Origin of the sequence: Levilactobacillus sp. FUA 3915, from assembly GCF_044053135.1 — a bacterium.
Classification (GTDB): domain Bacteria; phylum Bacillota; class Bacilli; order Lactobacillales; family Lactobacillaceae; genus Levilactobacillus; species Levilactobacillus lanxiensis.
In genome coordinates, this window is sequence record NZ_CP168704.1 from 375922 (window position 1) to 397306 (window position 21385).

General features: G+C 51.1%; 21 protein-coding genes and 1 tRNA gene. 5 read left to right on the plus strand and 17 right to left on the minus strand.

Annotated elements, in window-relative coordinates; genetic code table 11:
* Positions 1–235: 235 nt before the first annotated feature.
* Positions 236–883: an EAL domain-containing protein gene (locus ACEPST_RS02190; RefSeq protein ID WP_203644572.1), complete on the plus strand. Its 648-nt coding sequence runs from the start codon at positions 236–238 to the stop codon at positions 881–883.
* Positions 884–1035: 152 nt separating this feature from the next.
* Complete coding sequence (locus tag ACEPST_RS02195; protein ID WP_203644570.1) at positions 1036–2166, plus strand: GGDEF domain-containing protein; 1131 nt, start codon at positions 1036–1038, stop codon at positions 2164–2166.
* A 278-nt stretch (positions 2167–2444) separates the two neighbouring features.
* Here ACEPST_RS02195 and ACEPST_RS02200 read toward each other — a convergent pair whose 3' ends face one another.
* From ACEPST_RS02200 to ACEPST_RS02225, 6 genes are all read right to left on the minus strand, one after another.
* Positions 2445–3272 carry a PTS system mannose/fructose/sorbose family transporter subunit IID gene (locus ACEPST_RS02200; RefSeq protein ID WP_204121000.1) on the minus strand — a complete coding sequence of 276 codons (828 nt, stop codon included), beginning with the start codon at positions 3270–3272 and terminating at the stop codon, positions 2445–2447.
* A 13-nt stretch (positions 3273–3285) separates the two neighbouring features.
* A complete protein-coding gene (locus ACEPST_RS02205; RefSeq protein ID WP_203644567.1) occupies positions 3286–4077 on the minus strand; it encodes a mannose/fructose/sorbose family PTS transporter subunit IIC in 792 nt (263 codons plus the stop codon).
* Between the two features lie 79 nt (positions 4078–4156).
* Positions 4157–4660 (minus strand): PTS system mannose/fructose/N-acetylgalactosamine-transporter subunit IIB, encoded by a 504-nt coding sequence (locus ACEPST_RS02210; RefSeq protein WP_203644565.1) that lies wholly within the window; start codon positions 4658–4660, stop codon positions 4157–4159.
* Complete coding sequence (locus ACEPST_RS02215) at positions 4657–5076, minus strand: PTS sugar transporter subunit IIA (RefSeq protein WP_125765647.1); 420 nt, start codon at positions 5074–5076, stop codon at positions 4657–4659. The genes ACEPST_RS02210 and ACEPST_RS02215 overlap by 4 nt, the downstream gene beginning before the upstream one ends.
* 104 nt (positions 5077–5180) lie before the next feature.
* A complete protein-coding gene (locus ACEPST_RS02220) occupies positions 5181–5792 on the minus strand; it encodes an HAD family hydrolase (RefSeq protein WP_204121001.1) in 612 nt (203 codons plus the stop codon).
* A gap of 81 nt (positions 5793–5873) precedes the next feature.
* The gene (locus ACEPST_RS02225) at positions 5874–7331 is read right to left on the minus strand and encodes an MATE family efflux transporter (RefSeq protein ID WP_395390479.1); all 1458 of its coding nucleotides are present in this window, start codon (positions 7329–7331) and stop codon (positions 5874–5876) included.
* A 436-nt stretch (positions 7332–7767) separates the two neighbouring features.
* On the opposite strand from ACEPST_RS02225, the gene ACEPST_RS02230 reads away from it, so the two are divergent.
* Together ACEPST_RS02230 and ACEPST_RS02235 are read left to right on the plus strand one after the other, a co-directional pair.
* On the plus strand, positions 7768–8007 hold the full coding sequence (locus tag ACEPST_RS02230) for a hypothetical protein (protein ID WP_395390480.1): 240 nt from the start codon (positions 7768–7770) through the stop codon (positions 8005–8007).
* 41 nt (positions 8008–8048) lie between these two features.
* Positions 8049–8978: an IS30-like element ISLpl1 family transposase gene (locus tag ACEPST_RS02235; protein ID WP_015473476.1), complete on the plus strand. Its 930-nt coding sequence runs from the start codon at positions 8049–8051 to the stop codon at positions 8976–8978.
* A gap of 206 nt (positions 8979–9184) precedes the next feature.
* Here the strand turns inward: ACEPST_RS02235 and ACEPST_RS02240 are convergent, their stop codons facing one another.
* From ACEPST_RS02240 to ACEPST_RS02275, 8 genes are all read right to left on the minus strand, one after another.
* Positions 9185–10357, minus strand: a complete 1173-nt coding sequence (locus tag ACEPST_RS02240; RefSeq protein WP_057879063.1) for an IS256 family transposase — start codon at positions 10355–10357, stop codon at positions 9185–9187.
* Positions 10358–10761: 404 nt separating this feature from the next.
* A tRNA-Leu gene (locus ACEPST_RS02245) sits at positions 10762–10846 on the minus strand.
* Positions 10847–10925: 79 nt separating this feature from the next.
* Positions 10926–11807 (minus strand): homoserine kinase, encoded by an 882-nt coding sequence (gene thrB / locus ACEPST_RS02250; RefSeq protein WP_204121003.1) that lies wholly within the window; start codon positions 11805–11807, stop codon positions 10926–10928.
* Positions 11808–11826: 19 nt separating this feature from the next.
* Entirely contained in the window at positions 11827–12306 is a 480-nt protein-coding gene (locus ACEPST_RS02255; protein ID WP_203639017.1) for a SprT family protein, read from the minus strand.
* Positions 12299–14491, minus strand: coding sequence for a Tex family protein (locus ACEPST_RS02260; RefSeq protein ID WP_204121004.1), 2193 nt, complete (start codon positions 14489–14491; stop codon positions 12299–12301). Before ACEPST_RS02260 ends, ACEPST_RS02255 begins: the two co-directional genes overlap by 8 nt.
* A gap of 504 nt (positions 14492–14995) precedes the next feature.
* Complete coding sequence (locus ACEPST_RS02265) at positions 14996–15430, minus strand: hypothetical protein (protein WP_204121005.1); 435 nt, start codon at positions 15428–15430, stop codon at positions 14996–14998.
* An 18-nt stretch (positions 15431–15448) separates the two neighbouring features.
* Entirely contained in the window at positions 15449–16279 is an 831-nt protein-coding gene (nadE, locus tag ACEPST_RS02270) for an ammonia-dependent NAD(+) synthetase (protein WP_204121006.1), read from the minus strand.
* 30 nt (positions 16280–16309) lie between these two features.
* Positions 16310–17776 (minus strand): nicotinate phosphoribosyltransferase, encoded by a 1467-nt coding sequence (locus ACEPST_RS02275; protein ID WP_203644389.1) that lies wholly within the window; start codon positions 17774–17776, stop codon positions 16310–16312.
* A gap of 158 nt (positions 17777–17934) precedes the next feature.
* Here ACEPST_RS02275 and ACEPST_RS02280 point away from each other — a divergent pair, with 158 nt between their 5' ends.
* Positions 17935–18678, plus strand: a complete 744-nt coding sequence (locus ACEPST_RS02280; RefSeq protein WP_204121007.1) for a WecB/TagA/CpsF family glycosyltransferase — start codon at positions 17935–17937, stop codon at positions 18676–18678.
* Here the strand turns inward: ACEPST_RS02280 and ACEPST_RS02285 are convergent.
* The 3 genes from ACEPST_RS02285 to nagA form a co-directional block, all read right to left on the minus strand.
* Positions 18617–19123, minus strand: a complete 507-nt coding sequence (locus tag ACEPST_RS02285) for a GNAT family N-acetyltransferase (RefSeq protein ID WP_204121008.1) — start codon at positions 19121–19123, stop codon at positions 18617–18619. The genes ACEPST_RS02280 and ACEPST_RS02285 overlap by 62 nt on opposite strands.
* 84 nt (positions 19124–19207) lie before the next feature.
* Positions 19208–19909 (minus strand): GntR family transcriptional regulator, encoded by a 702-nt coding sequence (locus ACEPST_RS02290; protein ID WP_125765636.1) that lies wholly within the window; start codon positions 19907–19909, stop codon positions 19208–19210.
* Positions 19910–19944: 35 nt separating this feature from the next.
* Complete coding sequence (gene nagA / locus ACEPST_RS02295; protein WP_203644371.1) at positions 19945–21087, minus strand: N-acetylglucosamine-6-phosphate deacetylase; 1143 nt, start codon at positions 21085–21087, stop codon at positions 19945–19947.
* Between the last annotated feature and the right edge of the window lie 298 nt (positions 21088–21385).

The following is a 21385-nucleotide window of genomic DNA, read 5'->3' on the forward strand; positions in this document are numbered from 1 at the left end:
AAAATCACGCACTTGGCTACTCTCAGTAAGGAAACCAGCCGAACTAGCTTTGGCGGCAGTCGCCTTAATCACGAACCCGTCCGTTAGTGTGACTGGCCAACGATTTGCGTCGCAAGCAAGTCATAGCCTCCCGCAGTTACCACACTGAAAGATATATGTCGTTGTGCTTTTTCAAGATTGCGGTAGAATAGACTTAAAGTCATGAGTAGGAAGATTCTAAAGGAGTGGATCGGTTATGTATCGTTTCTTTGTACAACCACAGATCAATCAAGATGACCACCGAGTCTTCGGCTATGAAGTCTTGTTACGTAAACAGGAAGAGGACGCTTGGGTCTTGCCGCATCATTTTACGGACATCTCTGTTGCCGATCAGGCTAAGCTCCTTGAGGACACGGCTTCTTCGTTACACACAGCCGTTAACAATCAGGTACTCGCTTTTAACCTCAATAATCAACAGCTTCGCAATCCCCTCACGTTGGGGACGGTGATTGCTTTAAAGAAACGCATTGCCCCAGCCGCATTGACCATTGAGTTAACCGAAGCCCCGACCCTCGAGGAAATGAAGCAGTTCAGTTTGGCTGTTCATCAATATGGTATTGGTTTGGTCTTAGATGATGTGGGCACGGGGTCCAACACGTACCAAAATATTCGCGACCTGTTGCCTTACGTGGACGAAATCAAGTTTGCCATGCAAAACCTGCGGATGAGCGGGGAAGCCGACTTGATTCCCGCCAGCCTCGCCTTCTGGGCCCAAATTTCTCGGGAATACCGGTTACGATTGATCCTTGAAGGGGTCGAAGATGCGGACGACCAGGCCTTGGCCAAGCAATTCGGCATCACCCTACATCAAGGTTACTTGTACGGTAAACCTAGCTTAGTTTAAATTTAACGGGAGTCTCGGAGCCGGTTTCGGTTCTGAGGCTCCCTCTTTTTGCCCAAAATGGGTGAACTGCATGTGTCACTTTTAAGTTTGGTGAGTTAACATGTATGGTAGGTACAAATAAATGCTGAATATAGATTGGATGGTGTTCCTTAATGACTTGGTCTCACTGGTTTGTGACCCCGGCAATTACGAGTCTGTTCTTCCTGCTGGGCGTGTTAACGCTATACTGGTACCTCACCAACCGGATTATTCGGTGGTTTAAAACCCGTGGCAAACACCCCAATGAGGACAAGGTCCGCACCGACGTCGGTCTCGTTTATATGGTTGTGCTCAACGTTGGCGTGCAACTCGCCGTCAACCACACCCCCTATAGCTGGGCCTTCACCAATTTCCAAATCTTCGCGATTGTCTTTGTCAGTTACTTTTTGATGTTGGAAATTAAGTTCTGGCAGTTGGCCCTCGCTATCCTGCTGTTCATGGTCGTCAACCAAACGCTGGGACTGGGACTCGCCTGGGTCTTCGCGGTGGTCTTCATCGCCTACTTCTACGTGATGAAGTTTGTTCGCAGTCGACGGCACCACATGTGGCTCGACTACATTGAATACACTGTCGCCTCGTTGCTCCTCTCCGCGATTCTCTGGGGGGTGGTCGGCCAACGCTTTGGCCTCTCCTCCTCCATCATGATGTGGGAGCTCATTTTCAGTTTCTTCCTGCTCACCATTATGTACATCTACGTGGATTCATTGATGAGCGGCGCGGCCACCCTGGCACAGCTGACCTACACCACGAACTACGATGACCTCACCCACGTGAAGAACTACTTTGCCTTTAAAAATGACTTCAGCGCGGCCTTCGACAACAGTAAGGTCACTCACAAGCCGCTGACGCTGATGCTGTTCGATATCGACCACTTCAAGCACGTCAACGACACCTATGGCCATTTGGCGGGTGACTACGTGTTGGGACACACGGCCACCCTGATTAGTGATCAGCTCCGGCGCGTCGACCCCAACCTCGTCCTCTACCGAACGGGTGGCGAGGAATTCACGATTCTCTTTAAAAATTACACAACGGATCAGGCCCGGGAACACGTCGACGATATTGCCGAGAGTGTCCGGTCGGCTATCTTCTCGCACGGCGGCCAGCAAATCAGCGTCAGCATTTCCGTTGGTCTGACGCAGCTCCAAACGGCCGACGAAGAACAGTTGGACGTTTACCGACGAGCCGACCAGAGCTTGTACTACTCTAAACGCAACGGTCGGGATCAAGTGACCGTGGGATAGCGATATAAAATTAGAACACAAAACGCGTCTGGGATTTTTTCTCAGGCGCGTTTTTGAATACAATTTAACTGATATTTTTTATCGAAAAGGTTATAAGGTAAACGGCGTGAACCATCGTCTTGGTCATGCTATAGTAAGGCTACCAAATCAGAAGATAGGCGGTGTTTCGATGTTCCCTGTGCTTACGTTGTCTGCCATTACCACGCTTGTTGGCTCAGTCACGGCTTCTCAACGTCTCACCACAGCAGTTGCGCATCCCACCCAAACACCCGCCGCGATTACCGGAAAATGCCCAACCAGTAACCACCCAGGCCGATGACGAAGACGCCGACTAACAGCCACAAGGGTTTCACGTGGCGGCGCAATAACCAGACACAGCCCAACGTCAACAGTAAGGGCACCAGTCCCGGCAGTAGCCGGTCCAGCATCCCCTGCAAGGACAAGCTCCCGTGAGCGCTCGTCGCGATGATGGGTGCCAGCGTGACCCGCGTCCATCGCGGGACAATGGCACCCATGACAAACATCCCCACAATGGAGGCTCCCAGAGTTAGTTTCTGGAGCATACCGCTGCTCAGGGCCGTCACGACCTTGAGTCCCTGGCGATAGCCCCACCGCTGTGCAATCCACCGAAAGGCCAACCGCACCACGTTCCAGCCAATAAAGAAGACTAAGGGCCCGACGATACCAAACCCACTCAGCGCTAAGCTAGCGGCAAAGGCACTCAGAATCGGCCGCCAGGTCCCCCACCAAACGGGATCGGCCACCCCGGCCAAGGACCCCATCATGCCAACCTTGACGGCACTGATATCTTCAGCCGAGACCGGTTTGCCATTCGCATGGTCCTCCTCAAGGGATAATGTCACCCCAGTAATCAATGACTGCATGTAGGGCATGGTATTAAATAACGCCAAATGCCGTTCCGCTGCGGCGCCCGCATCCGCTTTATCCGGGTAGAGTCGCCGAATCGCTGGAATCATTAAATAACAAAAGCCTAAATTTTGTAACCGCGGATAATTCCACGCTGCTTGTTCCCAACCGGATCGTCCGAAAATCAGGAACTGATCCCCCAGCGTGAGTTGGCGCGGTTTTGTTTGTTCAGTTGCCACTCGTCACGCCCCCTTAAAGATCATCCAGTTCTCGGTCCAATTCGTCTTCTTCAGTCTGATTGTTGCCGCCACCATTATCGTGGTGACCACCATCCTGCAAGCGCAGGTAAAGAATCGCCAGTCCGACGCCAATTAAGCCTAGGGCGACTAAGCTCAAATGGCCGTCCGTCGCGAGCGCGAAACCAATGAAGAAGAACGGCCAGAGTTGCCGAGTCGCCATCATGTTGATGACAATGGCAAAGCTGACAACGACTAACAAGCCTGCGGATACCCGCAACCCACCCTGAATAACTTGCGGTAGCAGGTGGTAACTCGCATGGACCCAAGCACTCGGAATCCACATCAAAAACGCCGTCGGAATCAAAACGCGTAGGCCCTGTAAGACCACGCTGAGGCGCAAAATCCAGTCGATGCGGTGGAGATTACCACTGGCAGCGGCCACATCGGCCTGTTGCACCAACGGAATAATCAGCTTGCGCAGGCCCTGCGTCAATCCCTGCCCAATCAAGGCTAAGGGAATGGCTAAAATGACCCCTGCCGCCACGGGCAAGTGCGCTGGGCCACTGACCCACCATGCGGCCACAACGGCGGCTAACGCCGGATCAGGGGCAACAGCGGCCCCAATGTTCATCCACCCCAACGTCACTAACTGCAGTGAAGCCCCGAGAGCAATCCCACTCACGAGATTCCCGGTTGCTAGGCCGACCAGCGTACAGGCAACGATGGGTTGATGAAATTCCCATTCATCAATCACACCTTCGATCCCCGCTAAGAAGGCAATAATCAAAACTCCCCAAATGCTCATGACCCGTTGACTCCCTTCTACTTTCTAATATGTACCGCAAAAACACCCCGCTCAGGTGGGGTGACCACCGAGTGAGGTGTTACGACAAACCCTTTTTAGCTGCTAACTTTAAGAAATCCTGTTTTCGATCCGTTGGAACCGTTTGCGCATAGACGTCGACGCCGGCTGCGACCAACTTCTTGGCAGCCGCAACGTCCGCTTCATCGGCGGACAGGCTAGCCGTCAATAGGGTCTTCCCCGCCGTATAAGCTAGGTTACCCACGTTCACACCGGTCGCAGTCAGGTCAACACCTTGGTCCACCAGACTGGCCATTTCCGGCAGTGTTTCCATTAAAATAATCGGCTGAAAACCATCAAAACGGGCATCCTGATAGATCTGCGCCATTTTCGCTAACGTAATGACGTTGGCCTTGGCTTCAGCGGGCGCCGCTTGAACGATCAACGTCTTGCGCAGTTGGTCCTGGGCCACGTCATCGGAGACGACCAAAATCCGGTTAGGCCGTACCGTCTTGGTCCACACCGTCGCAACTTGACCGTGCAGTAAGCGGTTATCGACCCGCGCTAATTTAATTGTCATCGTCATAGTAACTCGTCATCTCCCGTGTTCGCTTGTAAATCTAAATGGCGAATGCCCCCTTGAGCTGCGCGCTCTAAGTGGGGAATCACCTCAGCCAAAGTCTGGTTCTGAATCGACAGTGCCTCAATCAGCATTGGCAGATTCAAGCCAGCCACGAGACCATATCGGTCCGGATGCTGGGCAACGACCCGACTAGCCGCGTTAAAGGGCGAGCCACCCCATAGATCAACCAAAAATAACAATTCGTCTACCGGGGCCATTTCTTGAATCGCCGCCTGGTAGTGATTTGCCAAGTCCTCGACACTTTCGTCGGCCGCCAGTGTAACGGCAATAATTTTTTGCGCTTTACCAAAGATCATTTCAGCACTCTGTAAAATTCCACGGGCAAATTCACCGTGGCTTGTGACGATTATGGCGAGCATCCTGCCACCCCTTCATCAATTCCGCTATTCAGCGGTTTTCCGTAAATTGCGTCTGAATTAAATATAGCATAAAAAAGCGGTTCCAGCTACTCCCTCAGCTAAATTTACAGGTGGTCTAGCATGGCCGCTGGCGTGATAAAACTAACGTCCGGCGTAAAATCAGTTGGTGTTCGGCCATTCCACGCCGCGAAACCAAAGGTCACGTGGGCCGCTGCCGAAGCCTCGGCGTCATACACCGTGTCCCCCACGTAAACGGTCTCCGCTGGCTTTGCCCCCAGTCGGTCCATGGCCAATAAGATACCATCCGGTTCCGGCTTGCCATGGGCAATGTCTTCGGCGACAATGGCCTGGCTAAAGTAGCTATCCAGCCCCATGCTGACCACATCACGGTCATATTCAAATCGTTGCTTGGAGGTCATGATGGCGAGCCCCGCGCCGGCTGCCTTAAGCTGGGCCAGCGCCGATTTGACCCCCGCGTAAATGGCCACCGTATCTCGGTAATCCTGCGTCCGGGGGCCCCACTCGGCCAAGATGTCATCTACATCCGGTAACTGCAAGCGAATCAGTGCGTCCCGGCTGGGAATGCCAAACGTCTTTGCCAGCGTCGCATATTCCCGCTCAATCCCCCGTTCATGAAGAACGGCCTGGAGCGACTTCATATACATGGCCTCGGTGTCCAGTAAGGTCCCGTCAATATCAAAAATAAAATTTTTCATTTCGCAAGGTCTCCTTGTGCGTTTTTTACATTTTTAGGTAAAGAAAAATGGTGCGGCCATCATTGACCACACCATAGTTTATCACGCTTTACGGTAAGACTCTAATTCCGGTGCTGATGAAATTGTTTCACCCACAGGTTCGGCGTGCGCAACTGATGCAGCCAACGCTTCGGCCTCTGGGTTCTTCCCAGCAGCGATATCTTCTGAACGTTGTAAGTTCCGCAATTGCTTCACGGCTCGAATCCAAGAGGGTACCAGGATGGCACAGGAACCCAACCAAGCCAACGGTTCGGCGGAAACGGCCCCGGCATAACCCAACGTCCCCACCAGGAATACCGCCGCAAAGACCCGCATGGTCAGTTCCCCGACACCTGCCAAGGTTGGCAGAACTCGGCGACCAAGACCTTGGAGTGTGTTCCGGATGATAAAGAGGACACTTAACAAAAGGTACGTGCTCCCAATAATATTGAAGTAAGTTTGCGACAATTGAATGACGTGTTCGTCGGCTGTTCCAATGATCAGTGTCACGATTGGCTTACCGAAGAAGATAACCAGACTCCCCGCCAAAACGGCGAAGGTCCCGGATAACCAGAGGGTCTTCTTGACCCCTTCCATGATACGACCGTACTTGCCGGCACCAAAGTTCTGGGCGGCAAAGGTTGCCATGGTGACCCCGAAGGAAGACATGGGCAGTGAACACAGTTGGTCGACCTTGGATGCTGCGGTTGAAGCCGCAACGGAGTCAGTTCCCAGGGAGTTCAAGGCTGCCTGCATGACCATCGTCCCAATCGCAATGATGGACAGTTGAAAGCCCATGGGCATCCCCGTGGAGAAATGTTGCCAGAGTTCATCGAACCCGAATTTAAAATCTTCCTTAGTGATGTGTAGGAGCGGAATGGACCGGATGATGTACCCCACACAGAGGAGTGAAGCGACCACCTGAGAGATGACGGTTGCCCAACCGGCACCGGCGACGCCCATGTGGAAGACCAGGATGAAGAGTAATTCTAAAAGCACGTTAACCACGGTCCCGACGACCAGGAAAATCAGTGGCGTCCGGGAATCCCCGAGCGCACGAATAATGTTAGAGAGTAAGTTGAACGCCATCGACGCAAAGATTCCAGCAAAGATTGTACTGATGAAAATCCGGGCATTGTCGAAGATGGACGCTGGGGTTTGCATTAATTTCAAGATGGGATCAACGAAGGTCAACGACAGGACCGTCAACACAATCGTCATTAAGATTGAAATGATGATGCTCGCGGCAAACGACCGCCGCACACCCTTGTAATCGCGGGCCCCGAACCGGGTGGCCGTAATAATGGCCAAGCCAGCGGTCAGGCCTTGCGCGAAGCCAATAATTAAGAAGTTGATCGAACCGGTCGCACCAACGGCAGCCAGCGCCTTCACACCAAGGGTTTGCCCCACAACTACAGTATCAGAGACGTTATATAATTGCTGAAATAAATTACCAATCAACAATGGAATCGTGAAAAAGAAAATAAGTTTGAGGGAATTGCCCTTGGTTAAGTCGCTCATACGCCGACCTCCTTCTAAAATTATGGTCAATTAAATTGACACAAGAGAACTACTATAACGCGTTCACCACCACTTGTCAGTACATTTGCCTGAAAAGATGAAAAGTGGTTGATTTAATTTTCAATCTTACGCTCTTCTTAAGGATTTTTGAAGGCCTATTTTCATGAAAACGATTGCTTGGTGAAAATGTTATCTGTTTGTCATTTTTCGGGGGTAATTTAATTGTTTCGGGGCTTCATCGTTAAATCAAAACCGTGCTGGCCATGACTGTTGGCTAACACGGTTTGAAGTTTTACCTTTACTTTATTGAAAAGTAGCTTTCACCAATTTCCTAGGCAATACCACAAATAAGTATCAATTCATTGAGTTGAGCCCTACTAACTTATTTTCTACAGTGATATCATTTAATTGATATCTATACAGGAGGCGCAACTCAATGAAAAAACATTTACTAGTGGCAGTCCTTGCAGCTGTCTCACTTGGACTCGGTGTCTCTAATGCACCAATAAATGCCCAAGCCAAAACTCTCTCTACTTTGCCTAAAGCTCTACGAGGAAACTGGAAGAAACACCTAGGCTGGGGACATTACAAACAAAACACCTGGGAAAAAGCTTATACGGTAGATTGTAAAATTAATCCGAACGCTGTTCGGACAAAAAAGATCAGCTTCCTTTAAAATGGTGTTTACCACAAACCCATCTTTTAGGAGCTGATCTTTTGTCTAGTATAACCTATTCCGAACGAATTAAAATCGAAACCTTTTGTGAACTAGGGCTGTCCAATATCCAAATGGGCGTTCGGCTGAACCGATCACCGTCAACAATTTCTTATGAATTATCTCGATGTCAACCTTATCAGGCTGAATTAGCACAAACAGATGCCGAATACAAGCGATCACGATGTGGTCGGAAAACTAAGCTGAGCGATGAGTTAAAGCAAAAAATTCTCAACCATTTACGTCTAAGCTGGTCACCAGGAATGATTGCTCACGAATTTAAACTAGCTACTAAATCTATTTATAATTGGCTAAATCAGGGGAGAATTGATTTCTCCTTGAATGATCTACCTGAACATGGCGTACGCCAACGGCGTAACGTTGACCAACGATCCAAATATAATCAATCTTTGGGGCGATCAATTGAACAGCGTCCCATGATGATTAATCAACGTAATCGCATCGGCGATTTTGAACTAGATACAGTCGTTGGTCCTCGTGGGCATAGTAAGGCAGTTTTATTAACTTTAATCGATCGAAAATCACGGTTCCTTTGGGCATACCGGTTAAAAGATCGGACGACAGCGACTGTTAATGAAGCACTAACTAAGTTCCTAACCACTTTTAATGGTCCGGTGCACAGCTTTACTGTGGACCGTGGCACTGAGTTTAGTGGGCTAGTATCACTTGAATCACAATATGGTATTAAGACCTATTACTGCCATGCTTATACGCCAGCTGAACGTGGTAGTAATGAACGCTTTAATCGGAATTTACGTTATTTTTATCCTAAAGGGACTCGTTTTGAGCACATTAGTGCTCAAGATTTAACGACGACGTTACTCCAAATTAACCAGCGACCGCTTAAAATACTCGACTGGCAAACACCGTATCAGGTTATGCTGACAAATTTGTCCAAAAATTCGGATTAAATTTGCAATCTACCATACATACGTTGGCCATAAACATAGCTTTTGGGACGGTATGACTCAATCCGATACATATCCCAGCACCGTTCGCTACGTAATCAGTAAGGGTCACGGCCTCTATAAAGTACATGTAAAAACAACCATGGGTGGTACCTCAGGGAGTGTCAAATTTTTTGTGTAAATGGAAGTCCTCTCCCATTAGCTAGCTTCTAATACATGGATTCTAACGTATCTTGAATTTGCTTGAAACCTCGATGCGTTCGCTCAAAATTTTGGCCGTTGTAGTCACGAATAACTGTGACCAGAACGCGTTCTAGTGCTGGTTCATTTGGAAATTGTTCTTTCTTCTTTGTCTGCCGTTTTAGCTTCTTGTTGAATGATTCAATGAGATTTGTGCTGTAGATGCTACTGCGTATCGCAGCTGGAAAAGTGAAACAGGTCAAGAGATGAGGATTATTTTCTAGCTTGCCCGTTACTTTTGGATACGCCTTTTGCCACTTGTCTATGAAGTCAGCTAAGGCCTGTTTTGCGTCGTCCATGGTAGCTGCTTGATGGATCAGTTTGAAGTCGTTAAGGACCTCTTGTCGGTCCTTAGTTCGAACGTGAGCTTCAATGTTCCGACTGACGTGGATCAGGCACTGCTGGAGCTTAGCCTTAGGGAAGTGGTCACCAATTGTGTTGGTAAGGCCGACTAAGCCATCGGCCACGAATAAGAGGACTTCTTTTACACCACGCTGCTGAATGTCCACGAGAAGCTCTTCCCAAACGGTACTGGATTCAGTTGGAGCGACTTGGTATGCTAGGACCTCTTTCATACCATTTGGTCGAATGCCAATGGCGATATGCACGGCTTCTTTAGCCACTGAGTCCCGGCGCAGAGGTAAGTATGTTGCGTCCACATAAATGACTGCGTAACGACTCGCTAGAGGGCGCGTCTTGAAGGCGTTGACCTGTTGGTCAACGACCTTCGTGAGGTTTGAAACCGTTTGTGGTGTGTAATGAGCACCATACATTTTCTCAATCAAATCCGCGATCTCACTAGTGGTAATCCCTTTTTCGTAGAGCTGGACAACCGTGGCTTCTAAACCATCCGTTTGGCGTTGATAGCTTGGAATAGTTTGCGTATTAAAGGCGCCATTTCGGTCGCGTGGAACCTCCAAGTTTAGTTCCCCATACTTAGTTTTAAAGGTTCGCAGATAATGCCCATTGCGTGAATTGCCGCTGTTAAAGCCTTGGCGGTCGTAGGGTTCATAACCGAGGAACGATGAAAGTTCCTCGTGCATTAAATCATTGATGGCCGTTTCCAAATGTTGCCGAAAAACTTCGTCCAAATCTTGCTTTTGTGCTAGTGCTGCCATAATTTCTTTGTTAAACTGAGTCATGGGGAAAGCCTCCTATGTCCTATGAAGTGAGTGTGGTTGCTAACTATCATAAGGGAGAGGCTTTCCCTTTTCAATTGCTTATTTTTCTATTTACACATAATTATTTAAACACTCGTACCTCATACCATGTAGTCACTATGAAACGTACTAAACATACTCTTCGAGTCATTCAAAATGGATACGGAATGACTTACACGAGTCATCACAAAGCTATTGAATAATATTTGTATCCTTTACTACTAACTTTAAAACATCCCAAATTAGAAGACCAATTCGACGGCAAGTACCGAACAATTGGTCTTTTAAAATATGGTCCTAAAGTATCTGCAACCTACACGTTTACCACCCTAATAAAAACAAAAAAGCACCAACCCATTAGGTCGGTACTTTCTGTAAACCTCTGATGCGGCCAAGAAGATTCGAACTTCCACCCGGATTACCCGGACAAGATCCTTAATCTTGCGCGTCTGCCAATTCCGCCATGGCCGCATTAACTCACAAGAAATAGTATAACAAATGATTCCGCACCTGACAATATTTTTTGCAAGTTAATTCAAAAAAATTTTATTTATGCATCCGTTAAGACGGTCGCACCGTCCTGATCAAGGTCGATAATCCGCAAGCTACCGGCCATATCGAGCTTTGCCAGCTTCGCGCGCAAAAGTGTTAATTGTGGCGAAGTTCCGAAGGTCACAACGGTTGGACCGGCCCCGCTGAGGTAGGTCCCGGTGATATTTAGCTCATGAGCGGCTTCCCGAATCTGATTAAGCTCCGGTACCAGTTGGGAACGCGCTTGTTCATGGAACTCGTCACGTTCAATCATGGTTGAGGCCAGGTCCCAGTCGCCCTTGAGTAATGCGGCAACCAACACATTGGCCACACTGCTGGCATGAACCGCCGTCTGTAGGGGCAACTTTTCCGGTAAGACCGCGCGACTCTTGCGGGCCAACAGCTTTTGTCCTGGAATGAAGACCAACACCTGCAAGTCAGGCAATGGTAGCTTAATGGCGTGGGCCTCATCGCCCTCCGCCGTGGCAACCGTGGCTTGGCCCATCAAGGCGGGTGCCACGTTATCCAGCGTCCCGCCTAACTTGACGGCCCAGTTCAACTGTTGGGGAATCGTCAATTTCATATCGCCCAATTCATTGGCAATCTTAATCCCAGCGATAATGGCACTGGTCGAGCTCCCCAACCCCCGTGAGACGGGAATATCGGACATGACTGTTAACTGGTGCGCTGGCAAATCCGGGTTGACCTTCAAAGCCGTTTCCACCATCAAGTTGTGCTCATCACGGGGAATCTCGGTGCCCAACGCATGGTTGACCCGCCAAGCCTCCGTTTTTTCTTCAATGATAACCGTTAAATATAAATGTAATGCCGCCCCAATCGAATCGATTCCGGGGCCCAGGTTAGCCGCCGTAGCGGGAACCCGAATAATGGTTTTACCCATCAGTGATGACCTCCTTACGTTATTGTGGTCGCTCCTCGGCAATCACGGTCTTTTGCCAACGCAAATGCCCGTGACACCGTCCGCAAACCATTTTGGAAACATCAATGCGTCGTGCCCGGTAATACCGCTGGTGACACTGAACACATTCATACAGCATCCAGCGGCGCATCCGGGGTTGGCGGTGAGGCGGTGCCGGCGCGAACCGGAGGCCCCCCACCTGTTGCAGTAATTTTTTAAATGCCACGGTCCGGTGCTGCCCGGATTGGCCCGCCAAGTGCAAGTGATAGTGACACAACTCATGCTTGATCACGCCAATCAGAACGGCCTCACCGTGTTCCGTCAACATCTTAGGGTTGATTTCAATATCATGATCCGTCAACCGGTAGCGGCCCCCCGTCGTCCGTAGCCGCGCGTTAAACGTGGCGTGGTGCCGAAAGGGTTTGCCGAAACTGGCCAGCGAGATCTGTTCGACCAACCGTTGTAAGTCGTCATTAGTCATGGTTCTCAGCTCGCATCGTCAGTTGAATCCGTTGCCGGTTCTCATCAACACTCAGCACCCAGACCGTGACCACATCCCCAATCGTCACGACCGTGCTGGAATCACTCACGTAATGGTCGGCCAACTGAGAAATGTGAACTAACCCATCCTGCTTGACGCCAATATCCACGAACGCCCCGAAATCGACCACGTTGCGGACGGTGCCTTGCAGCTCCATCCCGGGTTTCAAATCGGCCATGGTCAACACATCTTGGCGTAACAGTGGCGCTGGCATGCTATCCCGCAGGTCCCGACCGGGTTTCCGTAGGCTGGCGACGATGTCACTCAGGGTTGCCGCGCCAACATCTAACTTGTCTGCCCACTGGCTTTGATTGAATTGGGCCAACTGTTGTTGCAACTTCGGCTGACCAATGGCTTGGTCCGTGCCCATTTCCTGCAACAATTGTCGGGCCACTGGATAACTTTCCGGGTGAATATCCGTGTTGTCCAGTGGTTCGCGACCATCAATGATTCGTAGGAAGCCAACCGCCTGTTGGTAGGCTTTCGGCCCTAGCCGTGGGACCTTCTTCAACTCTTGTCGGGCCGCAAAGCTCCCGTTGTCATTGCGATAGGTCACAATGTTTTGCGCGGTCGTCGCCGTCAGCCCAGAAATATGGGTCAACAGCTCCGGACTCGCCGTGTTCACGTTGACCCCGACCTGGTTGACCGCCGTTTCAACGACCCGATCCAGTTGTTCATCCAAGGACTTCTCGGGCACATCGTGTTGGTACTGGCCAACGCCGACTGCCTTGGGGTCAATTTTGATCAATTCGGCCAGTGGGTCCTGCAGGCGCCGGCCAATGCTAACGGCCGACCGTTCCTCGACGTGAAAGTCCGCAAATTCTGCGCGGGCATTGGCACTGGCCGAGTAGACCGACGCACCGGCCTCGTTGACCAGCACGTAGTAGACCGGATGATCCAGCGTCTTTAAAATACCACTCACAAACTCCTCGGACTCCCGGCTGGCAGTCCCATTCCCGATGGCAATCATTTCAACGTGATAGTCTTCGAGCAATTTCTTAAACGCGGGACCCGCGGCTGCCCGGTCCTTAGCCTTCGCTGGCTTGTGCGGATAAATCACTTGCTTGGCGAGGAAACGCCCGTTGGGGTCCATAATGGCCAGCTTGCAGCCCGTCCGGTACGCGGGATCAAAGCCCATGACGACCTTCCCCTTCAGTGGGGCCTGCATCAACAAGTGATACAGGTTATTGCCAAAGACCTGAATGGCATGTTCATCCGCCTTATCCGTCAATTGCCGGCGGAGTTCCCGCTCAATGGCGGGACCCAAGAATCGCTTGTAGGCGTCCGCAAAGGCGTCCTTAACCTTGGCCACGGCTGGACCTTGGTGCTGCCCAACCAGGCGGAAGTGCCCGTACTGCAAGATGGATGCTGGGTCGATTGAGATGCCAACGGACAAAATTTTCTCCCGTTCACCCCGATTGATGGCCAAGACCCGGTATGGTGGTAACTGCTTCAAACTCTGACTGAAATCATAATAAGTGGCGTAAACCTGCTGTTCATCGTCGTCCGCCGCACCTCGTTTGAGCTTGCTGGTCAATTCACCATGTTGCCAAGTATATTTACGAATCCATTCCCGAAACGCCGCCTGTTCACTAAACGTTTCGGCCAGGATTTCGTGAACCCCGGCCCAAACGGCTGCGACATCCGGCAATTCCTTGGTGGGCGCCACAAACTGTTGGGCCTTGGCGGTTAAGCCGGATGCCGGAAAAGTCAGTAACCATTGTGCTAACGGCGCCAACCCGGCCTCCCGCGCAACCGTGGCCTTGGTCCGACGCTTCTGCTTGTAAGGCAGGTAAAGATCCTCAACCTGTTGCAGAACCGTGGCGTGGGCCAAATTTTGTTTCAGTGCAGGCGTCAATTTTCCTTGCTCAGCAATAATCTTTAAAACTTCTTGCCGCCGCTGATTCAACTTCAGCAGGCGGTGTGCTTCGTCTTCAATGTCGCGAATGGCCACTTCATCCAGTGAGCCCGTCCGTTCTTTCCGATACCGCGCAATGAAGGGCACCGTATTGCCCTCGTCTAACAGGGTCAACACGGCTTGAATCTGTTGGACCCGGTACTGGCTCAGTTGTTGCTGAACCGGTTTAGCCAGGTCGCTTAGTGCTGTTTCGTGGGTAGTTGCCATGCAACCCCTCCGTTCTAATTTTTTTAGTAAGCGTCTCTAAGTTATTTGGTATTCAGTTTTGTAAGTTCCTAGTGAGGGTATTACCAGATAAAACAGCTAACACCAAGCCATAGGAATCCGACGATACTACGGGCTAAACCAGCGTCAGCCGCAGGGGTGGTGAAAATGAGTCCAGCCGTGGGAATGACCTTAGTGGTGAAACCACTTAGGTCATTGCTATCTTTGAGACGCGTTTCTTAGCAGCTCAAAGTAAGCCTGGAGACCGCCTTTTGGCTCCGGACGGGCGCCCACAGCGAACCGGTTTCATTTTCACCATCCCGGAGGCACTGTCAACGATGGCTTAACCCGGCTGGAGCCGTTCCTCACAGCGGGGCACCTTGAATCCGCCGCCGGGAACGGTATAGTCTTGCTACATTATACCATGCTAGCCGCTGGCCACGATGAATTACCGCAAGCAAAAAGGTCACCCCACAAGCTGTGAAGCGACCCTTTCATTTAATGCCATTACATGGGACTCGTCATGATCCGTTGTGTCGCGGCCGTGACTTTTTCCATGGCGTTTTCTTGCGTGGACTCTGCCGCGTTGAAGGCGTCAGCGTTGACCGTTTGGTGTTCCACGTCAATGCTGTCCGTCATGGATTGGCAAGCGTCCGTGTAGGTCCGGTAAGCGGCCACTAAGGACTTGTGCTTGCCCAAAACGCGAACGGGCACACTGGCCTGTTCAAGCTTGTTCAAGTTGTCTTCGTAGGCGTCGGTTCCGCGTTGGAAATTATCGGCCACCTTTTGCAGGTCGACTTGGCTTAACTCACCGACCGTGTCGTTGTCGATGGCGTTGCGCATTTTTTCAAAATCATCATTCATGGTGCCAGCACCCTCTTCGGTCGTTTGTAACACGCCCGAGAGAATCTTGATGTAGCCGTTCATATTATTTTTTTGCATAGTCTTGGTGCCTCCAAATTAGTCTTGCCAGAATGTATCGTAAACGTTGACCGGTAAGTGGCGCTTGTGCGCGGTCTTCCGGTACCAGTTCTCGATGCGTTCTGCCGCAGTGTCACTGACGGTCTGGCCTTCCAGGTAGTCGTCAATGTCTTCGTAACGCACGCCCAGCGCTGCCTCATCGGGCAAAGCTGGGCGATCTTCTTCCAAATCAGCCGTTGGAATCTTCTTGTACAGGTGTTCTGGCGCACCGAGGTAGGTCAACATGGCCGCCCCCTGACGCTTATCCAGCCGCCAAATTGGGCAAATGTCCGTGGCACCATCCCCATACTTGGTGTAAAATCCCGTCACGGCTTCGGCGGCGTGATCCGTCCCGACAACGGCACCGGAGCGAGCCCCGGCAATCGCATACTGGGCAATCATCCGTTGCCGCGCCTTAATATTGCCTTTGTTAAAATCACTCACGTTTTCATGGTTGGCTGAAACGGCCGCCACCATGGCATCGGTAGCTGGTTGGATGTTCACCCGTTCTACCTCGTCAGCACCCATGAAATCGATAGCCATCATGGCATCATCCTCATCGGCCTGTTCGCCGTAAGGCAACCGCACCGCAATGAAGCGGTAATCGCTGTCGCCCGTCTCTTGGCGCAACTCCGTGACCGCCTGCTCACACAGAATGCCGGCTAGCGTTGAATCCTGACCGCCGGAAATTCCCAAAACCAAGGTCTTCATAAAATCATAGTGTTGGAGGTAGCTCTTTAAAAAGTCCACGCTCCGCCGAACTTCAGTCGCCGGATCAATGGTGGGCTGCACCTTCAACGCCGCAATAATTTCTTTTTGCATGGCACGCATAACTCTGCCCCCTAATTTATTTGCTCGGGCTTACTCGGGCATGGTTTGAACGTAACTGTGAATGTCTTTGATGATGGCCATCTTGTGGTCCCAGCAATCTTGCGACAGGTCCACGGGATACTTTTGTGGGTTCAGGTCCCGCTTGTACTCTGGCCACAGGTTCGCTAAGGCGCCACGACACCGGTCCCGTACCGCCGATAAGGTCGGCAACTTGTAAACCAGTTCACCCTGATCAAAGATATCTTGCAAAATGGGCCGCGCATTAAAGTCGTTCACGGTCTTGTTAATGTAGGTAAAGCTGGGATGGAACATGAACAGCGAGTCCTCATTCCGCGGATCCTCGTTGACCAAGGCCACGTAATCCCCTTCGGTCTTGCCATCCGCCTTCTTGGTGATTCGCCAAACCTGCTTCTTGCCTGGCGTCGTAACCTTTTCAGCATTGTTCGACAGCTTGATTGTCCCTTTCATCTTGCCAGTCTCGTCTTCGATGGCAACCATCTTGTAAACGGCTCCCAAAGCGGGTTGGTCAAAGGCCGTGATCAGCTTGGTCCCAATCCCCCAGACATCGATCTTAGCGTCCTGCATCTTGAGACTTTGAATCGTCTTTTCATCCAGATCGTTAGACGCGTAAATCTTAGCGTTCGGGAAGCCCGCTTCATCTAGTTTTTGCCGAACCCGTTTGGACAGGTAGGCCATATCCCCGGAATCGATGCGGACCCCTTGGAAATTGATCTGGTCGCCGAGTTCCTTGGCCACCTTAATGGCGTTGGGCACCCCACTGCGTAACGTGTCATAGGTGTCGACCAGGAAGACACAGTCGCGGTGAGTCTTGGCGTAGGCCATGAAGGCGTCGTAATCGTTGCCGTAGGTCTGGACCAGAGCGTGCGCGTGGGTCCCACTAATGGGAATCCCAAAAATCTTCCCAGCACGGACATTAGACGTGGCATCAAAGCCACCGATAAAAGCCGCCCGGGTGCCCCAGATAGCGGCATCAAATTCCTGAGCCCGCCGTGTCCCGAATTCCATCAGGGCGTCATCGCCGGCCACGGAACGAATCCGCGCGGCCTTAGTGGCAATCAGCGTTTGGTAATTAATGATGTTCAAAATGGCCGTTTCAACCAATTGGCAATCGGCCAGTGGCCCTTCGACCTGTAACAAGGGTTCATGGGCATAAACCAGTTCCCCTTCAACGGCCGAGCGAATCGAGCCGCGGAATTTAAAATTGGCGAGATAGTTTAGAAAATCTTCGGAATAATCTTCAGCTTCCCGTAAGTAATCAATATCTGTTTGGGAAAAATGTAGATTTTGGATATAATGAACAATGTGTTCCAAGCCAGCAAATACCGCGTAACCGTTTTTAAACGGCATGTCTCGGAAAAAGACTTCAAAGACGGCGCGCTTGTCAGCGATGCCTTGTTCGTAATAAGTCTGAATCATATTGATCTGATAGGCATCCGTATGCAGAGTCATACTGTCGTCAGGATACAAATTCGTCATAATAGCTACTCCTTAGCTGGTTTTCGAACTGAATTATCACGTTTCATTTTTAATTTCAATACGTTTATTTTAGCATGAAACAAACAGAGCGTCATACTATTTAATGCGGTATCGGGGGCTTAATTCGTTCTCGTGCCAATCTTGAGAGGAGTCCCCCTATGCAAACCACATTTCCCACCGTCACCGTGCTTGACTTACCCTTCGTCAAGACCACCGCGGCGGACTTACTACCCGTCTTACAACAGCGCATCACCCAGCAGCAAAATACCTTCGTGGTGACCGCCAATCCGGAAATTGCGATGTACGCCCATGAACACGCGGCTTACCGCGACCTGATCTTAGGCGCAGACTTCATCACACCAGACGGCGTCGGCATCCTGGACGGGGCTAAAATTTTAAAGCAACCTCTTCCCGAACGCATCACCGGGTTCGATACCTTACAGGATCTGCTCGCCTGGGGCAGCGAGCAACACCGCTCCGCCTATTTCCTAGGCGCCAAGCCCGAGGTCATCGCCCAGCTCAAACCGATTCTGGCGCGGGACTACCCGGGCTTAGAGATTGCCGGCATTCACGATGGCTACTTCCAAGACGAAGCCCCCATCGTCGCTGACATCACGGCCAAACAACCGGACATGGTCTTCGCCGCATTGGGTTTCCCCAAGCAGGAACAGTTTATTCACCAGTACCGGCACACGACCAAAGGCCTCTGGATGGGAGTTGGCGGTAGTTTTGACGTTCTGGCCGGCGCCGTGATTCGGGCACCCAAGTTCTGGCAAGACCACCATTTGGAATGGTTCTACCGGACCCTGAAGGAACCCAAGCGTCTCAAGCGCATCGCGGTCATTCCCCGCTACCTGCATCTCGTGCGGCAGCAGGCCAAACGTAAGCAACCTCGCGGATAGGTCCCTGAATCTTCACGCGTTCCGTGGCCACGAAGCCACAGCGCTGGTAAAACTGGCGCGCCGGTTCATTGGTCGCCAGGACCCATAGGACGAGGCGGTCAAACGCTTGGTCCTGCAGAGCTGTCATGGCTCGCTGCATGAATTGACGGCCAAGGCCCTGGTGCTGCACCGTTGGCAATAGATAAATTGAATTGATTTCGCCCCACCCAGCAAACTGGGCATCGCGGGCCGGACCAAAGGCACAGGTCCCCACTAACTGGTGTTTGTCATCAAACGCGAGTAACCGACGACGCCAGTGCCGTTCGGGATGCCAAGTCGCCGGTGTTAGCTCGGCCAAGAATTCTGCCGGCAACAGCCCCCGATAGGTGTCCTGCCAAACGGTCCAGTAGAGTTGGGCAACCGCCTGAAAATCATCATCGGCTCGGGCCAATCGAATCGTGACCATCACATCACCCCGCTTACAACAAGTGCCTCACAAACGCGTTAGCATTTCAGCTAACCTTTGTGAGGCACTTTTCGCATTCATTGCTTATTTTTCCAAATAAAATTCAAAACGTTCGCCGACGTATTGCGTCCGAACATATTCAAACGGTGTGCCATCTTGGAGATAGGTCACCTGACGCAACCGTAAAATGGCGTCGCCCCGCTTGATATTCAGGTATTCCGCAATCCGTTCTGAGGCGGACATGGCCGAGACGGTCTGTTGGGCCTTGCCCGGATTCAACTTTTTCTTATCTTCCAAGGCCCGGTACAGCGAGCTCGTGACTTCCTTCTTGTTCAAGCCGTCGACCAGTTTTTCTGGCACGGTGGCCACTTCAAAACAAATTGGGACATCGTCGCCGTAACGAATCCGTTCCATCCGTAACACCTGATCATCTTCGTTGAGCTTCAGCTTTTCGGCCTCACTCAAGGATGGATTCATCACGTGATACGAAATGGTCTTACTGGTGGGTTGCTTACCCTGGGTCAACATTAAATCGGTAAAACTGGTCACCCCAGACATTTTTTCTTGAACCTTTTGATTGGCCACATAGGTTCCAGAACCCACTTGGCGTTCCAAGATTCCTTCATCTACCAGTGTTTGAATGGCCTGACGGAGCGTCATCCGACTCACATCAAAATCACGAGACAGCTCCCGTTCGGACGGAATTCGATCGCCTACCGCCCATTTTCCGGCTTCAATTGCACGTTTAATGTCATTATGAATTTGAATATAAATCGGTGAACTCACAGCACCCAACGTCCCTTCTCAAAATAACTACATTTTTATTTAACTAATTCCTGCATATTCCGGCCTAAACTGAAGGTCGTATCCACGTGCAGGTCACGGGTCAACAGGTTCAAGTCGGCATCGCGGCCTACTTCCAGTTTACCCTTCTGTGTCAAGCCGAACTCTTCGGCCTGGTTCACAGCACTCATTTGCACGGCTTCGTTGACGTCACAGCCGGTGAAGGCAATGACGTTGCGGAAGGCTTCATCGTAACGGAGCACGGAGCCAGCCAGGTTACCGCTCTCGAGCCGCGCTTGACGGTCCTTGACGATTACCTTTTGGCCACCCAGTTCACTGACGCCTTCTGGCATACCCTTGGCCCGCATGGAATCGGTCACTAGTTCCAACCGGTGTTGGCCCTTTTGTTCGTAAGCCAGCTTAATCATGTCGGGCACGATGTGGAACCCATCACAAATAATTTCACAGAACAGGCTGTCTTCCAGCATGGCGTGACCGGTAACCCCGGGTTCACGGTGCCGTAAGCCCCGTTGTGCGTTGTATAAGTGGGTCACATGGGTGGCCCGGCTTTCCAATAATTGTTCACGTGTGGCGTTAGAATGTCCCACGGATGGCACGATACCATTAGCTAAGCAGTAGGTTTCAAACTTCTTAGCCCCATCGTCTTCTGGCGCGTAGGTAATCAGTTTGACCCGACCACCGGACAGCTTGTTCCAGCGGTCTAACAGCGCAACGTCGGGATCCTTGATGTACTTTTCTGGCTGAGCCCCTTTGAAAATGGCCGCAATAAATGGCCCTTCCAAATGGACGCCTTGAATCAATGGGTTCCGTTCAGCGGCCACCGCAATCCCCTGCATCGCATGGTCAATAGCTTCGTTAGACTGGGTCATCGTGGTTGGGAAGATGGACGTGATACCCTCTAAGGACATCAAGTTAACCATCTTATCAATTTGGTCGGGGTCCCCATCCATACTATCATATCCGTAGCCCCCATGGCTATGAACGTCAATAAATCCGGGAACAATCGTCTTGCCAGTCACCACGTGGATTTCATCGGCAGGCAATGGTCGAAAATCGGCCACGGGACCAACCGCTTCAATTTCACGATCAAAACGAATAAACCCGTCTGGAATAACCTCGTCACCGGTGTAAATCTTCGCGTGCTTTAAAACAATACTCATGAGTCTCCTCCTCATCAATTATACCTTCAGTCAACACTGTTATTATAATCGGTATAGACCAAAAAGGCAACTCACCAGACTGCAAAACGCGATATTTATTCTGTTATGGTTTTGGCTGGGGTTCTCCGCCTGCGACCGCCAAAACGTGACCCGCTATGGGGACCGCCTTCGGCCTGAGGAGCGGTCCTACGGCTCGACTTGAAGCCGCAAAAACCGCGTCTCCAAGCTCGTCCCGTGCTGTAAGGCCGGGGAAAATCCCTCTCCGGTCTAACACCACTGACACAGCGGGTCTCATTTT

Bases quoted from the DNA above. Each gene is read 5' to 3' on its own strand.
- ACEPST_RS02215 (WP_125765647.1), bottom strand. From the start codon at position 5,076: ATGCTCGCCATAATCGTCACAAGCCACGGTGAATTTGCCCGTGGAATT.
- ACEPST_RS02195 (WP_203644570.1), top strand. From the start codon at position 1,036: ATGACTTGGTCTCACTGGTTTGTGACCCCGGCAATTACGAGTCTGTTC.
- ACEPST_RS02205 (WP_203644567.1), bottom strand. From the start codon at position 4,077: ATGAGCATTTGGGGAGTTTTGATTATTGCCTTCTTAGCGGGGATCGAA.
- nadE (WP_204121006.1), bottom strand. From the start codon at position 16,279: ATGCGTGCCATGCAAAAAGAAATTATTGCGGCGTTGAAGGTGCAGCCC.
- ACEPST_RS02275 (WP_203644389.1), bottom strand. From the start codon at position 17,776: ATGACGAATTTGTATCCTGACGACAGTATGACTCTGCATACGGATGCC.
- ACEPST_RS02255 (WP_203639017.1), bottom strand. From the start codon at position 12,306: ATGACTAATGACGACTTACAACGGTTGGTCGAACAGATCTCGCTGGCC.
- ACEPST_RS02220 (WP_204121001.1), bottom strand. From the start codon at position 5,792: ATGAAAAATTTTATTTTTGATATTGACGGGACCTTACTGGACACCGAG.
- ACEPST_RS02225 (WP_395390479.1), bottom strand. From the start codon at position 7,331: ATGAGCGACTTAACCAAGGGCAATTCCCTCAAACTTATTTTCTTTTTC.
- ACEPST_RS02280 (WP_204121007.1), top strand. From the start codon at position 17,935: ATGCAAACCACATTTCCCACCGTCACCGTGCTTGACTTACCCTTCGTC.
- ACEPST_RS02265 (WP_204121005.1), bottom strand. From the start codon at position 15,430: ATGCAAAAAAATAATATGAACGGCTACATCAAGATTCTCTCGGGCGTG.
- ACEPST_RS02190 (WP_203644572.1), top strand. From the start codon at position 236: ATGTATCGTTTCTTTGTACAACCACAGATCAATCAAGATGACCACCGA.
- nagA (WP_203644371.1), bottom strand. From the start codon at position 21,087: ATGAGTATTGTTTTAAAGCACGCGAAGATTTACACCGGTGACGAGGTT.
- ACEPST_RS02230 (WP_395390480.1), top strand. From the start codon at position 7,768: ATGAAAAAACATTTACTAGTGGCAGTCCTTGCAGCTGTCTCACTTGGA.
- thrB (WP_204121003.1), bottom strand. From the start codon at position 11,807: ATGGGTAAAACCATTATTCGGGTTCCCGCTACGGCGGCTAACCTGGGC.
- ACEPST_RS02260 (WP_204121004.1), bottom strand. From the start codon at position 14,491: ATGGCAACTACCCACGAAACAGCACTAAGCGACCTGGCTAAACCGGTT.
- ACEPST_RS02210 (WP_203644565.1), bottom strand. From the start codon at position 4,660: ATGACGATGACAATTAAATTAGCGCGGGTCGATAACCGCTTACTGCAC.
- ACEPST_RS02285 (WP_204121008.1), bottom strand. From the start codon at position 19,123: ATGGTCACGATTCGATTGGCCCGAGCCGATGATGATTTTCAGGCGGTT.
- ACEPST_RS02240 (WP_057879063.1), bottom strand. From the start codon at position 10,357: ATGACTCAGTTTAACAAAGAAATTATGGCAGCACTAGCACAAAAGCAA.